This window comes from Legionella stuttgartensis, assembly GCF_977063405.2.
Genome location: NZ_CDRUHA020000003.1, coordinates 1 through 14,935 on the forward strand (window position 1 = coordinate 1; position 14,935 = coordinate 14,935).

Below are 14,935 nucleotides of genomic sequence, written 5' to 3' on the forward strand. Positions count from 1 at the left end.
CTTTAAGAATTTTTAGAAGATTTAAAATGGTTATATTGGCTTCGCCACGTTCCACAGTCCCGTAGTAACCCCGATTCATTTCGATGAAATTGGCAAAACCCTCTTGAGAAAAACCTTTCTCTTTTCTGATTTTGCGAATTTGCTTGCCTAGTACAATTAAGTCGGTTTGTTTTTTCATTCAAAAAGCATATGTGCTATGCTTCATATATAGCCACACGGTATGTCTATCATTTTTGAGTTTTGTTTAGGAAATGGTAATAAAATCCTATTTTGTTATTTTTAACATTGTTAATTTTTAACACGGTAAATAATCGTTATTTGAACTATATTGATACGATTAGGAGAAGAAAATAATACCTGACTCACTGGATAGTTATCAGGAATTAAAGTAGGTTAGAGTTCTTTAGTTAAATTGAGCGGACTCATGAGGAATTCATCTGTAGGTAAACCAATTTTAGTATTGAGAAATGACGTGCTACTTAATTAAAAGGGATTTAAAGATTTGTTTTATGCTGGAGACCATAGATGAAAGGTATCGTTTTTACCTCCTTAAATAACATGATTATAGAACAATTTGGCATAGAAACCTGGGACCAACTCGTATCCTCACTAGACCTTCCAAGTGGTGGAAGTTATACAGCAGGCGGCACTTACTCGGATACAGAACTTCAGCAATTGATTCAGGCCATTGCGAAGAGGACCAATCAGCACGCTTCTGTTTTTTTAGAGGCCTTTGGTGAATACATGTTTCCTATCTTATCGAGTAAGTACGCAATTTTTTTAAAAAAGGACATGACATTAAAAGAATTTTTAAAAAGCATTGATGGAACAATTCATGTGGAAGTAGAAAAGTTATACCCAGATGAAACATTACCTACCATTAGCTATGAAGAGCCTGCTGCAAAACAATTGGTTATGTTATATCGATCACATAGAAGGCTCTGCCATTTTGCAATAGGTCTCATCCAAGGAGCCGCTCAACATTTTAAAAAGAGAATTACCATTAAGCAGACTCACTGCATGTTAAAAAAAGATGATCATTGTCGTTTGGAGATTACCTTTGAGTAATGAGAACAAAGCAATATTTGAGCGCTCTTATTATCGCGAAAGAAAAGCACGCGAGGAAGCCGAATTATTGTTGGAAAATAAGACAAGGGAACTTCATTTACTGAACCAGGATTTGGAAAAAAAGAATGCTGAACTGCTAAAAACGCTAAAAGATTTAGAAAGCGTACAAAAGAAATTATCGAAATTAGCCCATTTTGATGTATTAAGCCGATTACCCAATCGATTGCAGTTTGAACTGGATTTAAAACGTGAGATTGCCAGGTCAAAAAGATACGGTCGTCATCTGGCTCTGTTAAGCATCGATTTGGATTTTTTTAAAAATGTGAATGATCGCTTTGGTCATGATGTCGGTGATGGTCTATTGCGTGAAGTAGCGAAGCGTCTTTGCTCAAGTCTTCGCGAAGAAGATTGTGTGGCTCGATTAGGAGGAGATGAGTTTGCTGTTATTTTGACAGAAATTAATAATCCACAACAGGCAAAATTAGTGGCCAATACTATGATTCAAAAGATGGGTCAACCATTCCTTATTAAAGGTCATACCGTCATGATTGGACTAAGTATAGGAATTGCTTACTTTCCTGATGCCGGTGAGGAGGCAGTAACCCTTCGTAAGAATGCCGATATTGCTTTATACAACGCCAAAGAATGTGGTCGAAATAATTGCCAAATCTTTACACCGTCTCTTAGAAAACAATATTCAAAACGCTTGGGAATAGGGACCGAGTTGCATCTTGCTTTGGAGCGACAAGAGTTTTTTCTCGTTTATCAGCCTCGGGTTGACTTAAAAACGAATTCTATGGTTGGGATGGAGGTCTTATTGCGTTGGCAACATCCCAAGCGAGGTGTTGTTTTTCCTGATGAATTCATTTCCGTTGCAGAGCATTTTAACTTGATTATTCCAATTGGTGAATGGGTCTTACGAACCGCGTGTAGGCAGTATGTGGATTGGAAAAAGAGTTACGCTCCTTTCAACTGCACCCTGGCGATTAATATTTCGCTTCATCAATTTCAACACAAAGGGTTTATTTCTTCTGTGAAGCACATTTTACAAGAATATCAAATGCCATCGGATTGGTTAGAGCTTGAAATTACGGAAGCAACGGCAGTCAATTTTTTGGGAAAGATTGAAGATACATTAAGTACGCTTCGCAATATGGGGGTAAAGCTTGCTTTTGATAATTTTGGCTCAGGCTATTCTTTTTTATCTCACTTAAAAAATTCACCAGTCCAATCCATCAAACTGAAACAAACCTTAATTGAAGATGCTCATCTCAGAGAAAATGATAATTTAATTATCAAATCGACGATTGCTTTGTCGCAAGAATTAGGATTGAATGTGGTGGTGGGTGGTGTCGAAACAGAAGAACAACTCAATTTTTTACGGTCAAGTCACTGTTTCGAAGTGCAAGGTTATTACAGCAGTAAACCGTTAACAGTAGGACAGATGACGCAATTTATCGAGGAAAGGAACTCCAAAGGGCTGTAGCTTTATGTTATTTCATTCCTATCAAAAAATAACACCAATTAGGTTACCAAAAATAATTTAGCCTAAAATGGATAAGTTAATAAGCCCCGCTTTATTGACCAAAATCTATGAGAAAATGTTTCTTGTAGGAAAGTAGGAGCGCTGTTTGGTCAAGGAGACAGCAAGGGGTGACTATTTAGCCTTTCTATTTCCGAAGAGAGACTCCTTAAACGGAATTGATGGGTTAAATCTTGTGCTATGCTGTATTATATCGTGTTGATTATAGGGCATAATGCCAGGGATGTCGTGGCCATGAAGAGATCAGAAAAACAATGTTGTCCTAAGGAAAGGATACTCACTCAGAGTCAAGAATTGCAAGAAGGGGTAGATTTCTCGTGTTGTGCACAGGCTGATAGAGGTACTTCCGATAACTTCTTTCCATTTTTCACTCGATTAGTGCAAGCCAACTTGGCTAAATGGACGGCAGGAATAAGTCCTGCTGCCATCGGCTCTTCTTATTCCACCTGGCTTTGGCAATTGGCCCAATCCCCTGGGGTTTTGTGGGAACTTGCTTTTTATCCGTTTTTTCATGCCAAGGATTGCATTAATAATATCGTTTGTGTTGAACGTGCTGCGGATGGTAAAGACGTGCGTTTTAAAAAAGACAGTTGGCAGCCCATGCCTTGGCGTTTATTCGCCGAAGGATTTTTGCAGATGGAGGATTGGTGGCGACGCGCCACAACGGACGTACCAGGATTGCCCAACCAGGTGGAACGTATTGTTTCGTTCTGGGCACGTCAATCCCTTGATGCCCTATCCCCTTCCAATTTTGTTTGGTCTAATCCTGATTTATTCCATGAAGCCAGGCGCACTGGGGGCCTTAATCTCATCCAAGGAGGCCAAATCGCATTCGAAGATTGGCTAGAAAAGCTAACCGGTGCACCACCTACAGGTTCTGAACATTTTATCCCTGGGAAACAAGTGGCTATTACCCCAGGGCGGGTGGTCTTTCAAAATCATTTAATTGAGCTCATTCAATATGAGGCCCAAACGAAAACAGTCTATAAAGAGCCGATACTTATCTTACCAGCCTGGATTATGAAATATTATATTCTCGATTTATCACCACATAACTCCTTAGTGAAGTGGCTCGTAAGTCAGGGGCACACCGTATATATCATTTCTTGGCGCAATCCTGACAAAGAGGACCAGGATTTGGGGATGGATGATTATTATCGGCAAGGAGCTATGGCTGCATTTGATGCGGTGTCGACCCTTTTGCCAGAAACTAAAATCAATCTGATGGGGTATTGTTTAGGGGGCACCCTGGCCATGATTACCGCAGCTGCGATGGTAAGAGACAAGGACGAACGTTTAAACAGCTTGACCCTCGTGGCAGCCCAAGGGGATTTTACTGAGGCTGGGGAATTAATGCTTTTTGTGACTGAAAGTCAAGTGGATTTTCTTAAAAGTATGATGAGGGAGCAAGGGTATCTGGATACCAAGCAAATGGCCGGTTCTTTTCAGATGTTGCGTGCTTATGACTTAATTTGGTCCAAAATGGTTCAAGATTACATGCATGGCATGCGGCGCGGGATGATTGATTTAACCGCTTGGAATGCGGATGCTACACGAATGCCTTATAAAATGCAAAGCGAATACCTTGAAAAACTGTTTTTAAAGAATGATTTTGCCGAAGGGCGTTACACCGTTGAAGGAAAGCCGGTGGCTGCTGAAAATATTCAGTTGCCTGTTTTTGCGGTGAGCACTGAAAAAGACCATGTAGCCCCTTGGCAATCCGTCTATAAAATCCATCTTATGACAGAAGGGGATGTGACCTTTGTTCTCACTGGCGGTGGGCATAATGCGGGCATCATCAGTGAACCTGGCCACTCAGGACGTTCTTATCGTGTTCATGAGCATAAACAAGGCGAGGCTTACTTAAATCCTGGGAGCTGGCTTGCGATGGCAGAGAAGCGGGAGGGCTCCTGGTGGCAAGCATGGCATGCGTGGTTAGTCCAGCAAAACACTAAAAAACGCATTGCATCATCGGTCATGAATCCCTCACTGCCAGCGGCACCGGGAACTTATGTGCTTCAGAAGTAGAGCGTTCTTCTTGAACAATAAAACAGGAGTCAAGGACGGATGAAGAGTAAAAACGCTTGATTGTCGATTTTGCTAATCCGCATTCTATTGGTGCTGCTCAATAGGGCAATGAATTGGTCATTACTTATCAAAATTGAAAAACCAGGGAATAGGTACAAATTTTTAGCCCCCCATTTTCATGCCGCTGGATATTATTAAGCATCTGATAAAGCCGCACCCATTGCTGGGCAAATCCTTTATGTGGATGGCGGCTTTAAAATATAAACGCTCAATGGACTTTCGAGTGAGTTACATGTATTGCCCACCATTGACATCAAAATTGGCGCCGGTAATAAAACCACTTTGCTCTTCTGCAAGGAAAGCAACAACACGAGCAATTTCCTGGGGTTTGCCTAATCGTCCCACAGGAATTTGAGCAACAATCGCTTCTAAAATGTCATCCCTCAGAGAAGCAAGCATCTCGGTATTAATATAGCCAGGGGAGATGGTATTCACTGTGATGCCTTTCTTTGCGACTTCTTGTGCCAGACTTTTGGTAAAACCGTATAATGCGGATTTAGTGGCCGCGTAATTACACTGGCCAAATTGACCTTTGCGTCCATTAACGGAAGAAATGGTGATGATACGTCCATAACTATTATCCAACATGGTGGATATCACGGTTTTCGTCATATTAAAGACACTATTTAAATTGGCATGGATGACATTCTGCCATTGTTCTTGAGTCATCTTTTTCAAAGTGGCATCGTTTGTAACACCGGCATTATTCACTAGAATATCGATCTTGCCGTATTTTTCGATGACCAATTCGGTCACTTTCTCACAATCATTGAAGGAAGAAATATCGGCGTAGACAATGTCGATATCAAAGCCTTGCATGGCCTGTTTTTTCTGCCATTCTTTCGCCAAATCATGATTGCCTTGTTTAAAATAACAGGCAATGACTTGATAATCTAACTTTTGCATTTCCTGGCATATGGCAGTACCAATACCACCAGTGCCCCCTGTGACTAAAGCAACTCGTTGATTCACTTCTTTCCTCCTTGATGGTTTCATACAGTAAAAAAATAAGTGTTATTGTCATCAGAACGGTTTTGCCTAGATCTAATAGTGGTCATTTATTAGATAACTTCTACTTCCTCGGCCTGAGGTCCTTTCTGTCCTTTTCCCATTTTAAAAAGAACAGTTGCCCCATCAGGAAGTGTTTTAAAGCCGTCACTTTGAATTGAACTAAAGTGGACAAAGTAGTCTTTGCCACTGCTTTCAATAAAACCAAAACCCTTGTCTTTATTAAACCATTTGACTTTACCACGAATTTTATTGGCCATTTTTGTTTATTTCCTTATAATCAAGCAGGTTACATAGTGTCATGCCACGTTGTTCTTTTTGTCAATACTTGTTAACCAGAGAGCTCTTAGTGATTTAATGGATTGAATCAGTGGACTCTCCAGTGTTTCCCTTTGTTTTTTTCAATGAAACCACTTTATCACATTGAATCTCAATGGTATTTGTTTTAGCAGCAGATACTCCCCAACATCGTATTCTTTTTCCCTCTTTCTCGATGAATAGCACGTGAATAACCAAATTTTTCCCATAAGTGTTGTCGATGGTGATGCCTTGAGTCTCATTCGTTTTTGTCAGGAGTCTTCCCAGTGAATTGCCACTACGGTGGAACTCTATTAATACTTCAGTATTGGATAAGGAAACATTGTTTATTTTGGAGTCTTTGTGGTATTTGATGTGATAGGATTGCAAGCCAGCATAGGCATTGAGTGTCGTGCAGGAAAAAATTGCCGCAAAAGTAATTTTAAGAAGAACTATTTTTTTTATTTTAAATGACTTGATATCGTTCATGTGATTCCTATCCTTATCTTTGTCCATGTACTTTTACTATTTTGTGTCATAAAATTTTTACATGCCCAATCTTTAATAGCAAACGGATTATCTGCTTAGACGTTGCACTTCTAACCTTAATATGTATAATTCTCAAAAAATTTACATTTCATTAAAATTTAAAGGCATCCATTAAATGGCTCATATAAGCAAATTTTTACCCCAATCTATTGAAGAGGCAAGTAAAATAACCACCGATCCTTTTAAAATTGGAGACCGTGTATATTTTGTAAATGATCAAACAAATGAAACATGGACAATTGTGAATTTTTCATTGAGCTCTATTGATAAAAAACCCGTGGCTATTCTCAGAAGCGATACTTTTGATACCTATTCTTCCCTGGGAAATATCAAATTAATTTGTTAATTGGGCTGATTTCAAAATTAATCAGCTAAATGCTTTACCCAATCAGCAAAAGCCTCATCTTCGAACTGATAAGTTCCAAAATCAATTTTAGTAATCAAATTTTTATTCGATAATCTTCTTAGTGCATTATGAGTGGTATTTTTATTAACACTATCAATTCCAAGGGCTTCACCGAGTTTTTGCAAAGCTAGTTTTCCATGTAAGTCACTTATTCCATTGGCAATCATTGACATTATTATTTTATCGGCCGGCAATAACGTTTCCCATTGACGCTTAAAATTATCATCACTAAATACCCTGCTTTTAGTAGCCGCTAAAGCTGCAGCCGTGCCCTCCTCCGGATTACTTAAATAGTATTCTATGTATCTTCGAAAAAACTCAGGAGTCTTCTTCAGTTTTTCAAATGCATCAAGAGCGTCATGAATACTCATTGGGTATTTCGATATTTTATTTACCCTTTCGACCATAGCCAATACGAAATCTTTTCCTAATAATTCGAAGGGTTCTAGAGGCGCCCAGTTATAAAATGGCTCTGATGCAACCCCAAACATACGTCTTAGAGTGGTTTCCGAACTGCCAGCAAAAATTACTTTTATACGCTCTTTCCTGATATCCAATGCTGCTCTTAGAGCATGAGCAAAATGAGAGTTCTCTTCATATGCCAAAACTTGGGCTTCATCTATTACCAAAATCATTTGATCTTTTGTTTTATCGAAAGCATTCATTGCTTCCATTAATAAAGTACTGGTTCCTTTTTTTGTTTCTGCTAAATCTGTCTCAAGAGTCCTTTCCCCTAGACCTGTAATTTTTCCTGAGGCCTTAACTTTTTTAATATTTATAGGCTTGTTTAAACTGGTCCAAATTTTATTAAATCCTTTTGGCTCAATTGTCTTATAAAATTCGGAAACCAAAGCTGTTGCAGGATCAATTTCTAATTCCCAAAGATTACTATAGACGACAATATAACCTGCCTTTTGAGCTGCAGGTATAAAATCTTGTTTCAAAAATTCGGTTTTTCCCATTCTTCGTCTAGCAAATAATCCTCGGGCAGAGGTTAGACCTATTTCAAATAGATCGAGATATTTTTTAGCTAGTTCGGGGCGGGCATAATGCCAATTGTTGTGTTTTTTCATAAGTTCTTAATAATTCTTAAAGGATTTAAGAATTATTCTATAGGATAGCCTAATCATTAACAATGAAAGTCTTAAAAATTCTTATCGTATTTAAGACTTTTTAAGAATTATCAGAAGTGTCTTAGTATGTGCATAAACCTTCGTGGTCTATTTCTTGCTTTAGAAAATGTTTACTTTTGGGTTGATTGAATCTCAAACATTTTCTTTATAATCGATATATCCTTTAAGGATCAAATATAGACTCTTATTCGCAAAATGTCCTAAACAATTTGTCATTTAATGTATTTGCTACATTGCTACACGACCATCAAATCATTGAAACCTGATGGATAAAATTATCCATTAAATCATAGGGTAATTCGGTTTTTTCTGTTATAAATCCGATTAATTAATTGTAGCAAAACTCGTGCTACTGTATTGCTACATAACGCTACACTAAGAACACCGAAAAAACACATCCTGAAATAGGCAAAAGAGGGTGTCCTCAGTTGTGGCTTGGGTTTCTTCATGTTTTGTTTTTTTAAGTTCTTTTGTTTTTTGCAAAGAGTTCCTTATTTATAATAATTTTCTATAAATAAGGAAAATGGCAGAAACAAGACGTGATCCAGTGAAATTTATTAATCTCTGAAATTGTAGCGATATGTAGCATTTATGTAGCAATATATTGCTACATAAATGCATTCATTTTGATGCGATGAATATTGTTATGATCCTTGTGAACACTGTATTATCTGATCAATATAGGTATGCTCGTTTGTCAACGAGTAGCAAAAGTAGCATGGTGCTCAATGGGTGAATATTAGAATAACGTTTAAATCAAGGGGAAGTTAATGCCTTCTGAAAAATCTCGGTACCTTAACAGAGGACCTAAATCACCTGTGGATATGCATCAGCTGAAAAAGTATTTAAACTCTTTTACTAAAGAACATTTGGCTGAAATTGTTCTTTTAAATGCACAATATAATTCTGTCTTATGGAGGGCTTTAAGTGCATCTATTGGAATGCGACTTGCCAATGGAGACTGGGAAGAGATAAAGAAAGCCATTGACTATGCATTTTATTTCCCTGAGTACATCCGTTATACAGAAAATGGGTATGGATTCATTATTTATGAAATGATTAATGCGCTTGAGTTCTTGTATAAAGATAGAGACAAGCAATTTATTTTGCAGGTTGCTGATTATATGTTTGAGCAGGCAGAACAGGCTCTTGAATCTTTTGAAGAAGGTTGGGATTGGACTTGTGCATTAGAAAGCCTTAAAGACTGGATAAGAAATAAAAAATCAAATGTAAATGAAGGTGTAACTTAATAGAATTAACACAGAAAAAACAACTTTTATCTCATTGGCTTTCTCCTAAATGAAAGGGATCGCAAGCAGGCGCACAATCGTGAAAGAGATGTTGCTTAAAATTTTTTCTTAGGGATACTTAAATAATCTTTTGATTCAACTTCCCTAATCCCCTTTATAAATTTCGTGATGATTGACCTTTTATTATAAAAAGCACTATAATTAAGTCATAATAAAGGTATTTATTTAGGTCATTAAAATGCAAACTTTATATGCAACACAAGTCGCTAGCATTAGCGAATTAAAGAAAAATCCCACAAAACTTATTAATGATGCGCATGGGATGCCCGTGGTGATTCTTAACCATAATGTAGCTGCTGCTTATTTAATTCCAGCAGAAACTTTTGAAAAACTGATGGATGCTGTTGACGAAAGCGAGCTAAAAAGCATTGTAGAACAACGCCTTTCAGAGCCCTTTACGCCAGTTAAGGTTGCGCTTGATGATCTATGAGTTACATTTCCATCCGCTTGCGTTAAAAGAATGGAAGAAACTATCGAAGGAGTTGCAGGAACAGTTTAAAAAACTATTAAAACGGCGACTGGAAAATCCGCATGTTATTTCTGCCAAACTTAGTGGCCATCTTAAAGATTGCTATAAGATAAAATTGCATCAGGCTGGCTATAGATTGGTCTACCAAGTTAACGATAATAAAATGATTCTCCTTGTTGTTGCTGTAGGCAAGCGAAACAAAAATAAAGTCTATGAGTCAGCAGAAGATAGGACTTAAGCTGATGATGAATAGGGTATTTGATGGTGTGCACCTGAAGTGATTCTTAAAAATAACAACTACAGAAACTTGCTAATTTAACTTAGTTTATGCAATCAATTTGATGACTGGATTAATGGTCGTTTTAACAGGTTTAAAAAAATTATTATATCTATTGACCTTGCCGTTACGTCAACCCTTATCGTGTATGTTGTCAATTAGAGGAGAGCAAAATGGCATACACGATTAATCAATTGGCGAGGCTTTCAGGGGTCAGTACCCGCACTCTGCGATTCTATGATGAAATTGCTTTATTAAAACCTGCCTACTATGGTGGCAATCAATATCGTTATTACAAAGAAGAGCAGCTGCTTATGTTACAGCAGATTTTATTTTTTCGTGAGCTTGGTTTTCCTCTAAATGATATCCAACAGATTATGAGTAGTGATGATTTTGATAAAATAGAATCATTAAAAAGACATAAATCTGCTTTGGAATCTAGTCTTGAACGAACAGCAACGCTCATCAAGACGATTGATAAAACCATTTCACATTTAAGAGGAAAAATAATTATGCGTGATGCGGAAATGTATGATGGCTTCGATCCCATCAAACAACAAGAGCACGAAAAATATATGCTCGAAACAGGAGTGATATCACAAAAGCAAATTGATGATAGTTGGACGCGTGTTTCTCACTGGAAAAAATCAAATTGGGAACAGTTTAAAAATGCGGGTGAAAAGCTTAATCTTGAGCTGGCCAATGCATTAGCAAAAGGAGTTAGGACTGATTCGGATGAGGTTCAGGCATTAATCCAAGAACATTACGATTGGGTTAATAATTTTTGGACACCAACAAAGGAGACATATTTAGGACTTGGAAAAATGTACCTGGACCATCCAGATTTTCGATTATTTTATAATAAATATCACCCTGGTTTGGTTGATTATTTGGTAGCTGCTATGAGAGTTTTTGCTGAACGTAAGCTATCGTGATCATCTTGCTCTGCTGATAGAAGCATCAGTAGAGCACTATCTTTCTGGGAAATTATTATGAATACCAAAATTTGCTTTACTAATTCTACTATTCTGTTAAACGATGGCAGAACACTTGGATATGCTGAGTTTGGAGATCCAAAAGGAGAGGTAGTTTTTTATTTTCATGGACTTCCAGGTTCTAGGCTTGAGGCTGGGCATTGGGAAAATATAGCATGTTTAAATCATTATCGATTAATTAGTATTGATAGACCAGGAATGGGTTTATCTTCTAAACATCCAACGCGCACTATTCTTTCATGGGCTGATGATGTTGAGGCTCTTGCCAATTACTTAGGTATCCCTAAATTTTCTATTATAGGTCACTCTGGTGGAGCTCCTTTTGTTGCAGGATGTGGATATAAAATACCTCATCGGTTAAATAAAATAGCGATTGTCTCAGGTATGGGGCCTTTTGAAATACCTGAGGCTACAGCAAGTCTAGGACGAGGACAGCGGTTTATAAATAAAATGATTAAAGCAATACCCCCAATTGCTACCGTCATGGTAAATCTCATGTTTTTGATGCTGAAAAAACCCGGGATATTAAAAAAAATGACGAGTAAAATGTCAGAGGTAGATCAGCGTATTTTAGGTGACACAGAAGCTGGTGATTTATTTATCCAATCATCGTTAGAGGCTTTTAAAGGTGGTATTACAGGCGTATCTCAAGAAATTCAATTAAGCCTAAAGCCTTGGGGATTTGATATGAGCCATATAAAGTGCCCTGTTGTCATTTGGCAAGGTAGATTAGATAAACAAGCTCCGTTAGCTCATGCCAATCTTTATGCAAAATTAATCCCTAACGCCTCACTAAAAGTTTTGGATCATGAAGGACATATCTCGTTGCTCATTAACCATGGTGAGAAAATTTTGCGCAGTGTTCGTGAATAAAATTTTGCATCGTCGCTACTATTTTAGGTTACAACCGTATTGGAAGTAACGATCGTGATAAAAGTGGCATACAAGAGAACATTTTTATTTATATTAGAGCGTTAGATTCAACGATTTTCCCCCAATTTCACAATTGTCGCTATTGCCTGTAAGATAAACGTAGCCCATCGTTTTAAGTTCTGTTTGCAATCCCAATAAATTATAAAACTGCTCACATTCAGCAAGTTTATTAACTGCTAGGGCTATATGTCCCAAACTGGCATTTTTGGGTAACATTTTTTAGGTCCTTATTTGAATGTAAGTTGGTTCATATTGGAAGCATTGTTTATTATTAGATACTCTCAACCCGAAACGCTTGATAAGAAGGTGATTCATAGGGATGAGCCTTCTTTAAGGCCGCAACAGCCACTGTGATTTGCTCTTCAGTACAGATAATTTCTACTTTATATTCAGGTACTCTTTCAAGCTGATTGATTTCCCCAATAAAAGCATGGCTTCCAGGTAATGGCATAAATTGCCCCTCACCCAATGTTTGCCAAGCACAATGCTGATAATGATCAACACTCCCTGCGCCTGTAGCAAAAATAGCATTTTTAACAATTTCTAAATGGGTTTCTGGAACACAAAAACAAAGCATGTACATGATATCACCTATGGGGAAATTAATTCTGATTTCCAAGAATCTTCTATCTTCGTATAGCGAATTACTTCAGAAAAAGAAATAGAGCCGACCGTGTAGAAAATCCATGTTTCTGGGATAAAGCGAAAACCGAAATAATACTCGCTCATAGGGATAGGAAGTCCTGCAAATTGATCACTCAATTCTTTTTTCCTGGTTTCCAATTGGTTTAAATCTTTAATGACAAGTCCTGAAGTAGGAGCATAAGCAGAGAATCTCAATTGGCGTTCACGAGGAAGAGTACTCCAAAAAGCTTCATTTTCTTCTTGAGAAATGGGGATTGCTGTACCTTCTAAAATAACTTGTCGGTTCTGCATCGCAAATAAAAAATTTAAACAGGATTTAGGGTTATTTAATAATTCAGCAACCTTGCGTGTTTTTTGCTGCGTAAAAAATAAAAGACTCTCTGTTTCAATTTCCCGAATGGCCACCACTCGACTATGAGGTTCGCTAGAGCTGCTACAAGTACTTAAAACAGCACAGGAAGGATCCTCAATCCCCCTTTCTTTTTCCTTGTTCAACCATTCTTTTAGCATGTTAAAGGGCACGAGTTTCTCCTGTAAATTGGTGTGATAAAGTTAAAAGTATTAAACAAAACTCATGTTGGCACTTTGCATGCGCGTGGATTCACTTCCACCATCGTTTTTGAACCTGATTTTACAATGCGTATTTGATTGTGCTCCACTAATAATTCAACCGCTTGGTCGCGTTTTATTTTATCTCGCAATGGACTTAATTGTTGAATAGTTCGTAAGGTTGTTGAACTAATATTTTTTTCAATAAACCAGTCCATAAGTTTTAGGGCATCGGAAAACTGCAAAGAAACGGTTTCAGTAGGCATAATTCGTCGTGCTTCTTGCAAATGCCAACTAATTATTTCAATGGCATTTTCGGTATGCTCTACACCAATATCCCCATGGCGTCCTTCAAAAAGATGAAAGAGTGCTGCAAGCCGCGCTGTATTTTCAGCGGCCTTTGACGCGAAATCAACGACATCGACCCACTGGCCTTGAGGTTTTAACCCAGCTTCCACTGCATTAAAAAATAAAATCCATTGTTGTTTTGCGGCCATACTCATTTTCAACAATGGAAGTTGAATACAACCTTGATGGCTTAATTGTTCTGACTGGTTTAAGCAGGCAGTGACGCGTTGCTCATAATGGGTTAGAGAATGTAAAGAGGCAGGCGGCTCTTGGTAAAATCGATTTCCCATACTATTGGCAGGATAAGCCATAAGGCAACGAGCTAAAAAACCGCTTTGTCGGCTAATACCGGATGCTTGCTTGGTAAGTTGTTGTAAGATAAGCGGTTGCATCATCAAGTTAAGTGTTAAACGCCGATTTTCAATGGTAAATCCTTGCGTTGTCTTACGATGTGCTGTGAACGTCTTACCGTCCCACAAACGATTAAGCAATGCTACAAAACGAGTTGGATTGCCTTGCATGCTATGGCTACCCAAGATGATGCCTGCCTCATCAGACCATAAGGATGCAGAAGGCCAACCTTGGGCTAAATGAATAGCCAGTGCTTCTTGGGTAGCATCTTCAAAATAAAGAGTGGGTTGCAAAGGAATTTCCGGTTCTTGATGAATTAACTCATCAAGCATTTCTTTGGCATAATCCGAGTCTTCTCCCGTATAGGTTGCACGTTTGATTTGGGAGAATAAACTGTCTTTTTCCATTTGCCATACTTGGTGTTGCGTTAGCGCTGACAACACTTCAGGTTCGCGCCTTTTACGAATAAGTGTTTCCCAGTGACGCGCTGCCCTCGAAAAAACATTATCTGCAGCAGTTTTTCGGGTGCCAGAGCCGCTGGCAATTAAAAAATAAAGCGATACAGGACTAATTAAATAGTTGTCTCGCGCTACATTGGCAAGTGATTGACATGATAAAGACATGTTAGCCAAGGCGCTGCATGCAATCAAAGGCAGAGGTTGCTGTCCATATTGTTGATAGTCTACTACGGCTTTTTTAACAATTGAGGGAAGTGCCTCAACTGGGTAAGGACAGTCAGGGGCTAAGATTGGGGAAAGTGGAATAGGTTGTCCCCATGTAATGCTTTGATGTAGATTATTTTTAATCTCTAATTCATTCTGTTCAATAGTCATTGTTTTAGAGGATAAAGTTTTGGTTTTCGATTTTACCAGTAGCCTCAGTATGATGTAAAATTAGTGGCTGAAATATACTGATGATGCTAAATACTGGCTCTATGGCGATTCGGATATAGCGCTTCTATTAAAA

The 14,935-nt window shown here is 38.1% G+C and carries 18 protein-coding genes; 9 read left to right on the top strand and 9 right to left on the bottom strand.

What is annotated here, in order from left to right; translation table 11 throughout:
* On the bottom strand, nt 1-178 hold a 178-nt coding region (locus ACWTEW_RS01120), incomplete at its 3' end, for a helix-turn-helix domain-containing protein (protein WP_454783464.1).
* 347 nt (nt 179-525) lie between these two features.
* Between ACWTEW_RS01120 and ACWTEW_RS01125 the strand changes: the two genes are divergently transcribed.
* The 3 genes from ACWTEW_RS01125 (at nt 526) to ACWTEW_RS01135 (ending at nt 4,639) form a co-directional block, all read left to right on the top strand.
* Entirely contained in the window at nt 526-1,068 is a 543-nt protein-coding gene (locus ACWTEW_RS01125; protein ID WP_021460711.1) for a heme NO-binding domain-containing protein, read from the top strand.
* Nucleotides 1,034-2,554, top strand: coding sequence for a putative bifunctional diguanylate cyclase/phosphodiesterase (locus ACWTEW_RS01130; protein ID WP_031297987.1), 1,521 nt, complete (start codon nt 1,034-1,036; stop codon nt 2,552-2,554). The genes ACWTEW_RS01125 and ACWTEW_RS01130 overlap by 35 nt, the downstream gene beginning before the upstream one ends.
* A 291-nt stretch (nt 2,555-2,845) precedes the next feature.
* A complete protein-coding gene (locus tag ACWTEW_RS01135) occupies nt 2,846-4,639 on the top strand; it encodes a PHA/PHB synthase family protein (RefSeq protein WP_454783456.1) in 1,794 nt (597 codons plus the stop codon).
* A 288-nt stretch (nt 4,640-4,927) separates the two neighbouring features.
* Here the strand turns inward: ACWTEW_RS01135 and phbB are convergent, their stop codons facing one another.
* From phbB to ACWTEW_RS01150, 3 genes are all read right to left on the bottom strand, one after another.
* Nucleotides 4,928-5,671, bottom strand: a complete 744-nt coding sequence (phbB, locus tag ACWTEW_RS01140; RefSeq protein ID WP_021460714.1) for an acetoacetyl-CoA reductase — start codon at nt 5,669-5,671, stop codon at nt 4,928-4,930.
* 89 nt (nt 5,672-5,760) lie between these two features.
* Nucleotides 5,761-5,967, bottom strand: coding sequence for a cold-shock protein (locus tag ACWTEW_RS01145; protein ID WP_021460715.1), 207 nt, complete (start codon nt 5,965-5,967; stop codon nt 5,761-5,763).
* A 94-nt stretch (nt 5,968-6,061) separates the two neighbouring features.
* The gene (locus ACWTEW_RS01150) at nt 6,062-6,493 is read right to left on the bottom strand and encodes a hypothetical protein (RefSeq protein WP_021460579.1); all 432 of its coding nucleotides are present in this window, start codon (nt 6,491-6,493) and stop codon (nt 6,062-6,064) included.
* A gap of 175 nt (nt 6,494-6,668) precedes the next feature.
* Between ACWTEW_RS01150 and ACWTEW_RS01155 the strand changes: the two genes are divergently transcribed.
* Entirely contained in the window at nt 6,669-6,899 is a 231-nt protein-coding gene (locus tag ACWTEW_RS01155; RefSeq protein ID WP_021460580.1) for a hypothetical protein, read from the top strand.
* 17 nt (nt 6,900-6,916) lie between these two features.
* Here ACWTEW_RS01155 and ACWTEW_RS01160 read toward each other — a convergent pair whose 3' ends face one another.
* Nucleotides 6,917-8,032 (bottom strand): ATP-binding protein, encoded by a 1,116-nt coding sequence (locus tag ACWTEW_RS01160; protein ID WP_021460581.1) that lies wholly within the window; start codon nt 8,030-8,032, stop codon nt 6,917-6,919.
* Nucleotides 8,033-8,862: 830 nt separating this feature from the next.
* Between ACWTEW_RS01160 and ACWTEW_RS01165 the strand changes: the two genes are divergently transcribed.
* The 5 genes from ACWTEW_RS01165 to ACWTEW_RS01185 all read left to right on the top strand — a co-directional run bounded on the left by ACWTEW_RS01165 (nt 8,863) and on the right by ACWTEW_RS01185 (nt 12,016).
* Nucleotides 8,863-9,342: a hypothetical protein gene (locus ACWTEW_RS01165; protein WP_021460582.1), complete on the top strand. Its 480-nt coding sequence runs from the start codon at nt 8,863-8,865 to the stop codon at nt 9,340-9,342.
* A 238-nt stretch (nt 9,343-9,580) separates the two neighbouring features.
* On the top strand, nt 9,581-9,832 hold the full coding sequence (locus ACWTEW_RS01170) for a type II toxin-antitoxin system Phd/YefM family antitoxin (RefSeq protein ID WP_011212545.1): 252 nt from the start codon (nt 9,581-9,583) through the stop codon (nt 9,830-9,832).
* A complete protein-coding gene (locus ACWTEW_RS01175; protein WP_011212544.1) occupies nt 9,822-10,109 on the top strand; it encodes a type II toxin-antitoxin system RelE family toxin in 288 nt (95 codons plus the stop codon). Before ACWTEW_RS01170 ends, ACWTEW_RS01175 begins: the two co-directional genes overlap by 11 nt.
* Before the next feature lie 212 nt (nt 10,110-10,321).
* A complete protein-coding gene (locus ACWTEW_RS01180; RefSeq protein WP_011212543.1) occupies nt 10,322-11,083 on the top strand; it encodes a MerR family transcriptional regulator in 762 nt (253 codons plus the stop codon).
* A gap of 57 nt (nt 11,084-11,140) precedes the next feature.
* Nucleotides 11,141-12,016, top strand: a complete 876-nt coding sequence (locus tag ACWTEW_RS01185; RefSeq protein WP_011212542.1) for an alpha/beta fold hydrolase — start codon at nt 11,141-11,143, stop codon at nt 12,014-12,016.
* Nucleotides 12,017-12,109: 93 nt separating this feature from the next.
* Here the strand turns inward: ACWTEW_RS01185 and ACWTEW_RS01190 are convergent, their stop codons facing one another.
* From ACWTEW_RS01190 to ACWTEW_RS01205, 4 genes are read right to left on the bottom strand one after another with little or no spacing between them, the layout of a single operon-like run.
* Nucleotides 12,110-12,292 carry a VOC family protein gene (locus ACWTEW_RS01190; protein WP_011212541.1) on the bottom strand — a complete coding sequence of 61 codons (183 nt, stop codon included), beginning with the start codon at nt 12,290-12,292 and terminating at the stop codon, nt 12,110-12,112.
* 55 nt (nt 12,293-12,347) lie between these two features.
* A complete protein-coding gene (locus ACWTEW_RS01195) occupies nt 12,348-12,659 on the bottom strand; it encodes a YqfO family protein (protein WP_025520126.1) in 312 nt (103 codons plus the stop codon).
* A gap of 8 nt (nt 12,660-12,667) precedes the next feature.
* Entirely contained in the window at nt 12,668-13,243 is a 576-nt protein-coding gene (locus ACWTEW_RS01200; protein WP_021582681.1) for a pyridoxine/pyridoxamine 5'-phosphate oxidase, read from the bottom strand.
* 50 nt (nt 13,244-13,293) lie between these two features.
* On the bottom strand, nt 13,294-14,802 hold the full coding sequence (locus ACWTEW_RS01205; protein WP_021460635.1) for a YfjI family protein: 1,509 nt from the start codon (nt 14,800-14,802) through the stop codon (nt 13,294-13,296).
* Nucleotides 14,803-14,935 lie beyond the last annotated feature (133 nt).

Bases quoted from the DNA above. Each gene is read 5' to 3' on its own strand.
- ACWTEW_RS01125 (WP_021460711.1), top strand. From the start codon at position 526: ATGAAAGGTATCGTTTTTACCTCCTTAAATAACATGATTATAGAACAA.
- ACWTEW_RS01195 (WP_025520126.1), bottom strand. From the start codon at position 12,659: ATGTACATGCTTTGTTTTTGTGTTCCAGAAACCCATTTAGAAATTGTT.
- ACWTEW_RS01205 (WP_021460635.1), bottom strand. From the start codon at position 14,802: ATGACTATTGAACAGAATGAATTAGAGATTAAAAATAATCTACATCAA.
- ACWTEW_RS01165 (WP_021460582.1), top strand. From the start codon at position 8,863: ATGCCTTCTGAAAAATCTCGGTACCTTAACAGAGGACCTAAATCACCT.
- ACWTEW_RS01145 (WP_021460715.1), bottom strand. From the start codon at position 5,967: ATGGCCAATAAAATTCGTGGTAAAGTCAAATGGTTTAATAAAGACAAG.
- ACWTEW_RS01185 (WP_011212542.1), top strand. From the start codon at position 11,141: ATGAATACCAAAATTTGCTTTACTAATTCTACTATTCTGTTAAACGAT.
- ACWTEW_RS01135 (WP_454783456.1), top strand. From the start codon at position 2,846: ATGAAGAGATCAGAAAAACAATGTTGTCCTAAGGAAAGGATACTCACT.
- ACWTEW_RS01160 (WP_021460581.1), bottom strand. From the start codon at position 8,032: ATGAAAAAACACAACAATTGGCATTATGCCCGCCCCGAACTAGCTAAA.
- ACWTEW_RS01155 (WP_021460580.1), top strand. From the start codon at position 6,669: ATGGCTCATATAAGCAAATTTTTACCCCAATCTATTGAAGAGGCAAGT.
- ACWTEW_RS01190 (WP_011212541.1), bottom strand. From the start codon at position 12,292: ATGTTACCCAAAAATGCCAGTTTGGGACATATAGCCCTAGCAGTTAAT.
- ACWTEW_RS01175 (WP_011212544.1), top strand. From the start codon at position 9,822: ATGATCTATGAGTTACATTTCCATCCGCTTGCGTTAAAAGAATGGAAG.
- ACWTEW_RS01180 (WP_011212543.1), top strand. From the start codon at position 10,322: ATGGCATACACGATTAATCAATTGGCGAGGCTTTCAGGGGTCAGTACC.
- ACWTEW_RS01130 (WP_031297987.1), top strand. From the start codon at position 1,034: ATGATCATTGTCGTTTGGAGATTACCTTTGAGTAATGAGAACAAAGCA.
- ACWTEW_RS01150 (WP_021460579.1), bottom strand. From the start codon at position 6,493: ATGAACGATATCAAGTCATTTAAAATAAAAAAAATAGTTCTTCTTAAA.
- ACWTEW_RS01170 (WP_011212545.1), top strand. From the start codon at position 9,581: ATGCAAACTTTATATGCAACACAAGTCGCTAGCATTAGCGAATTAAAG.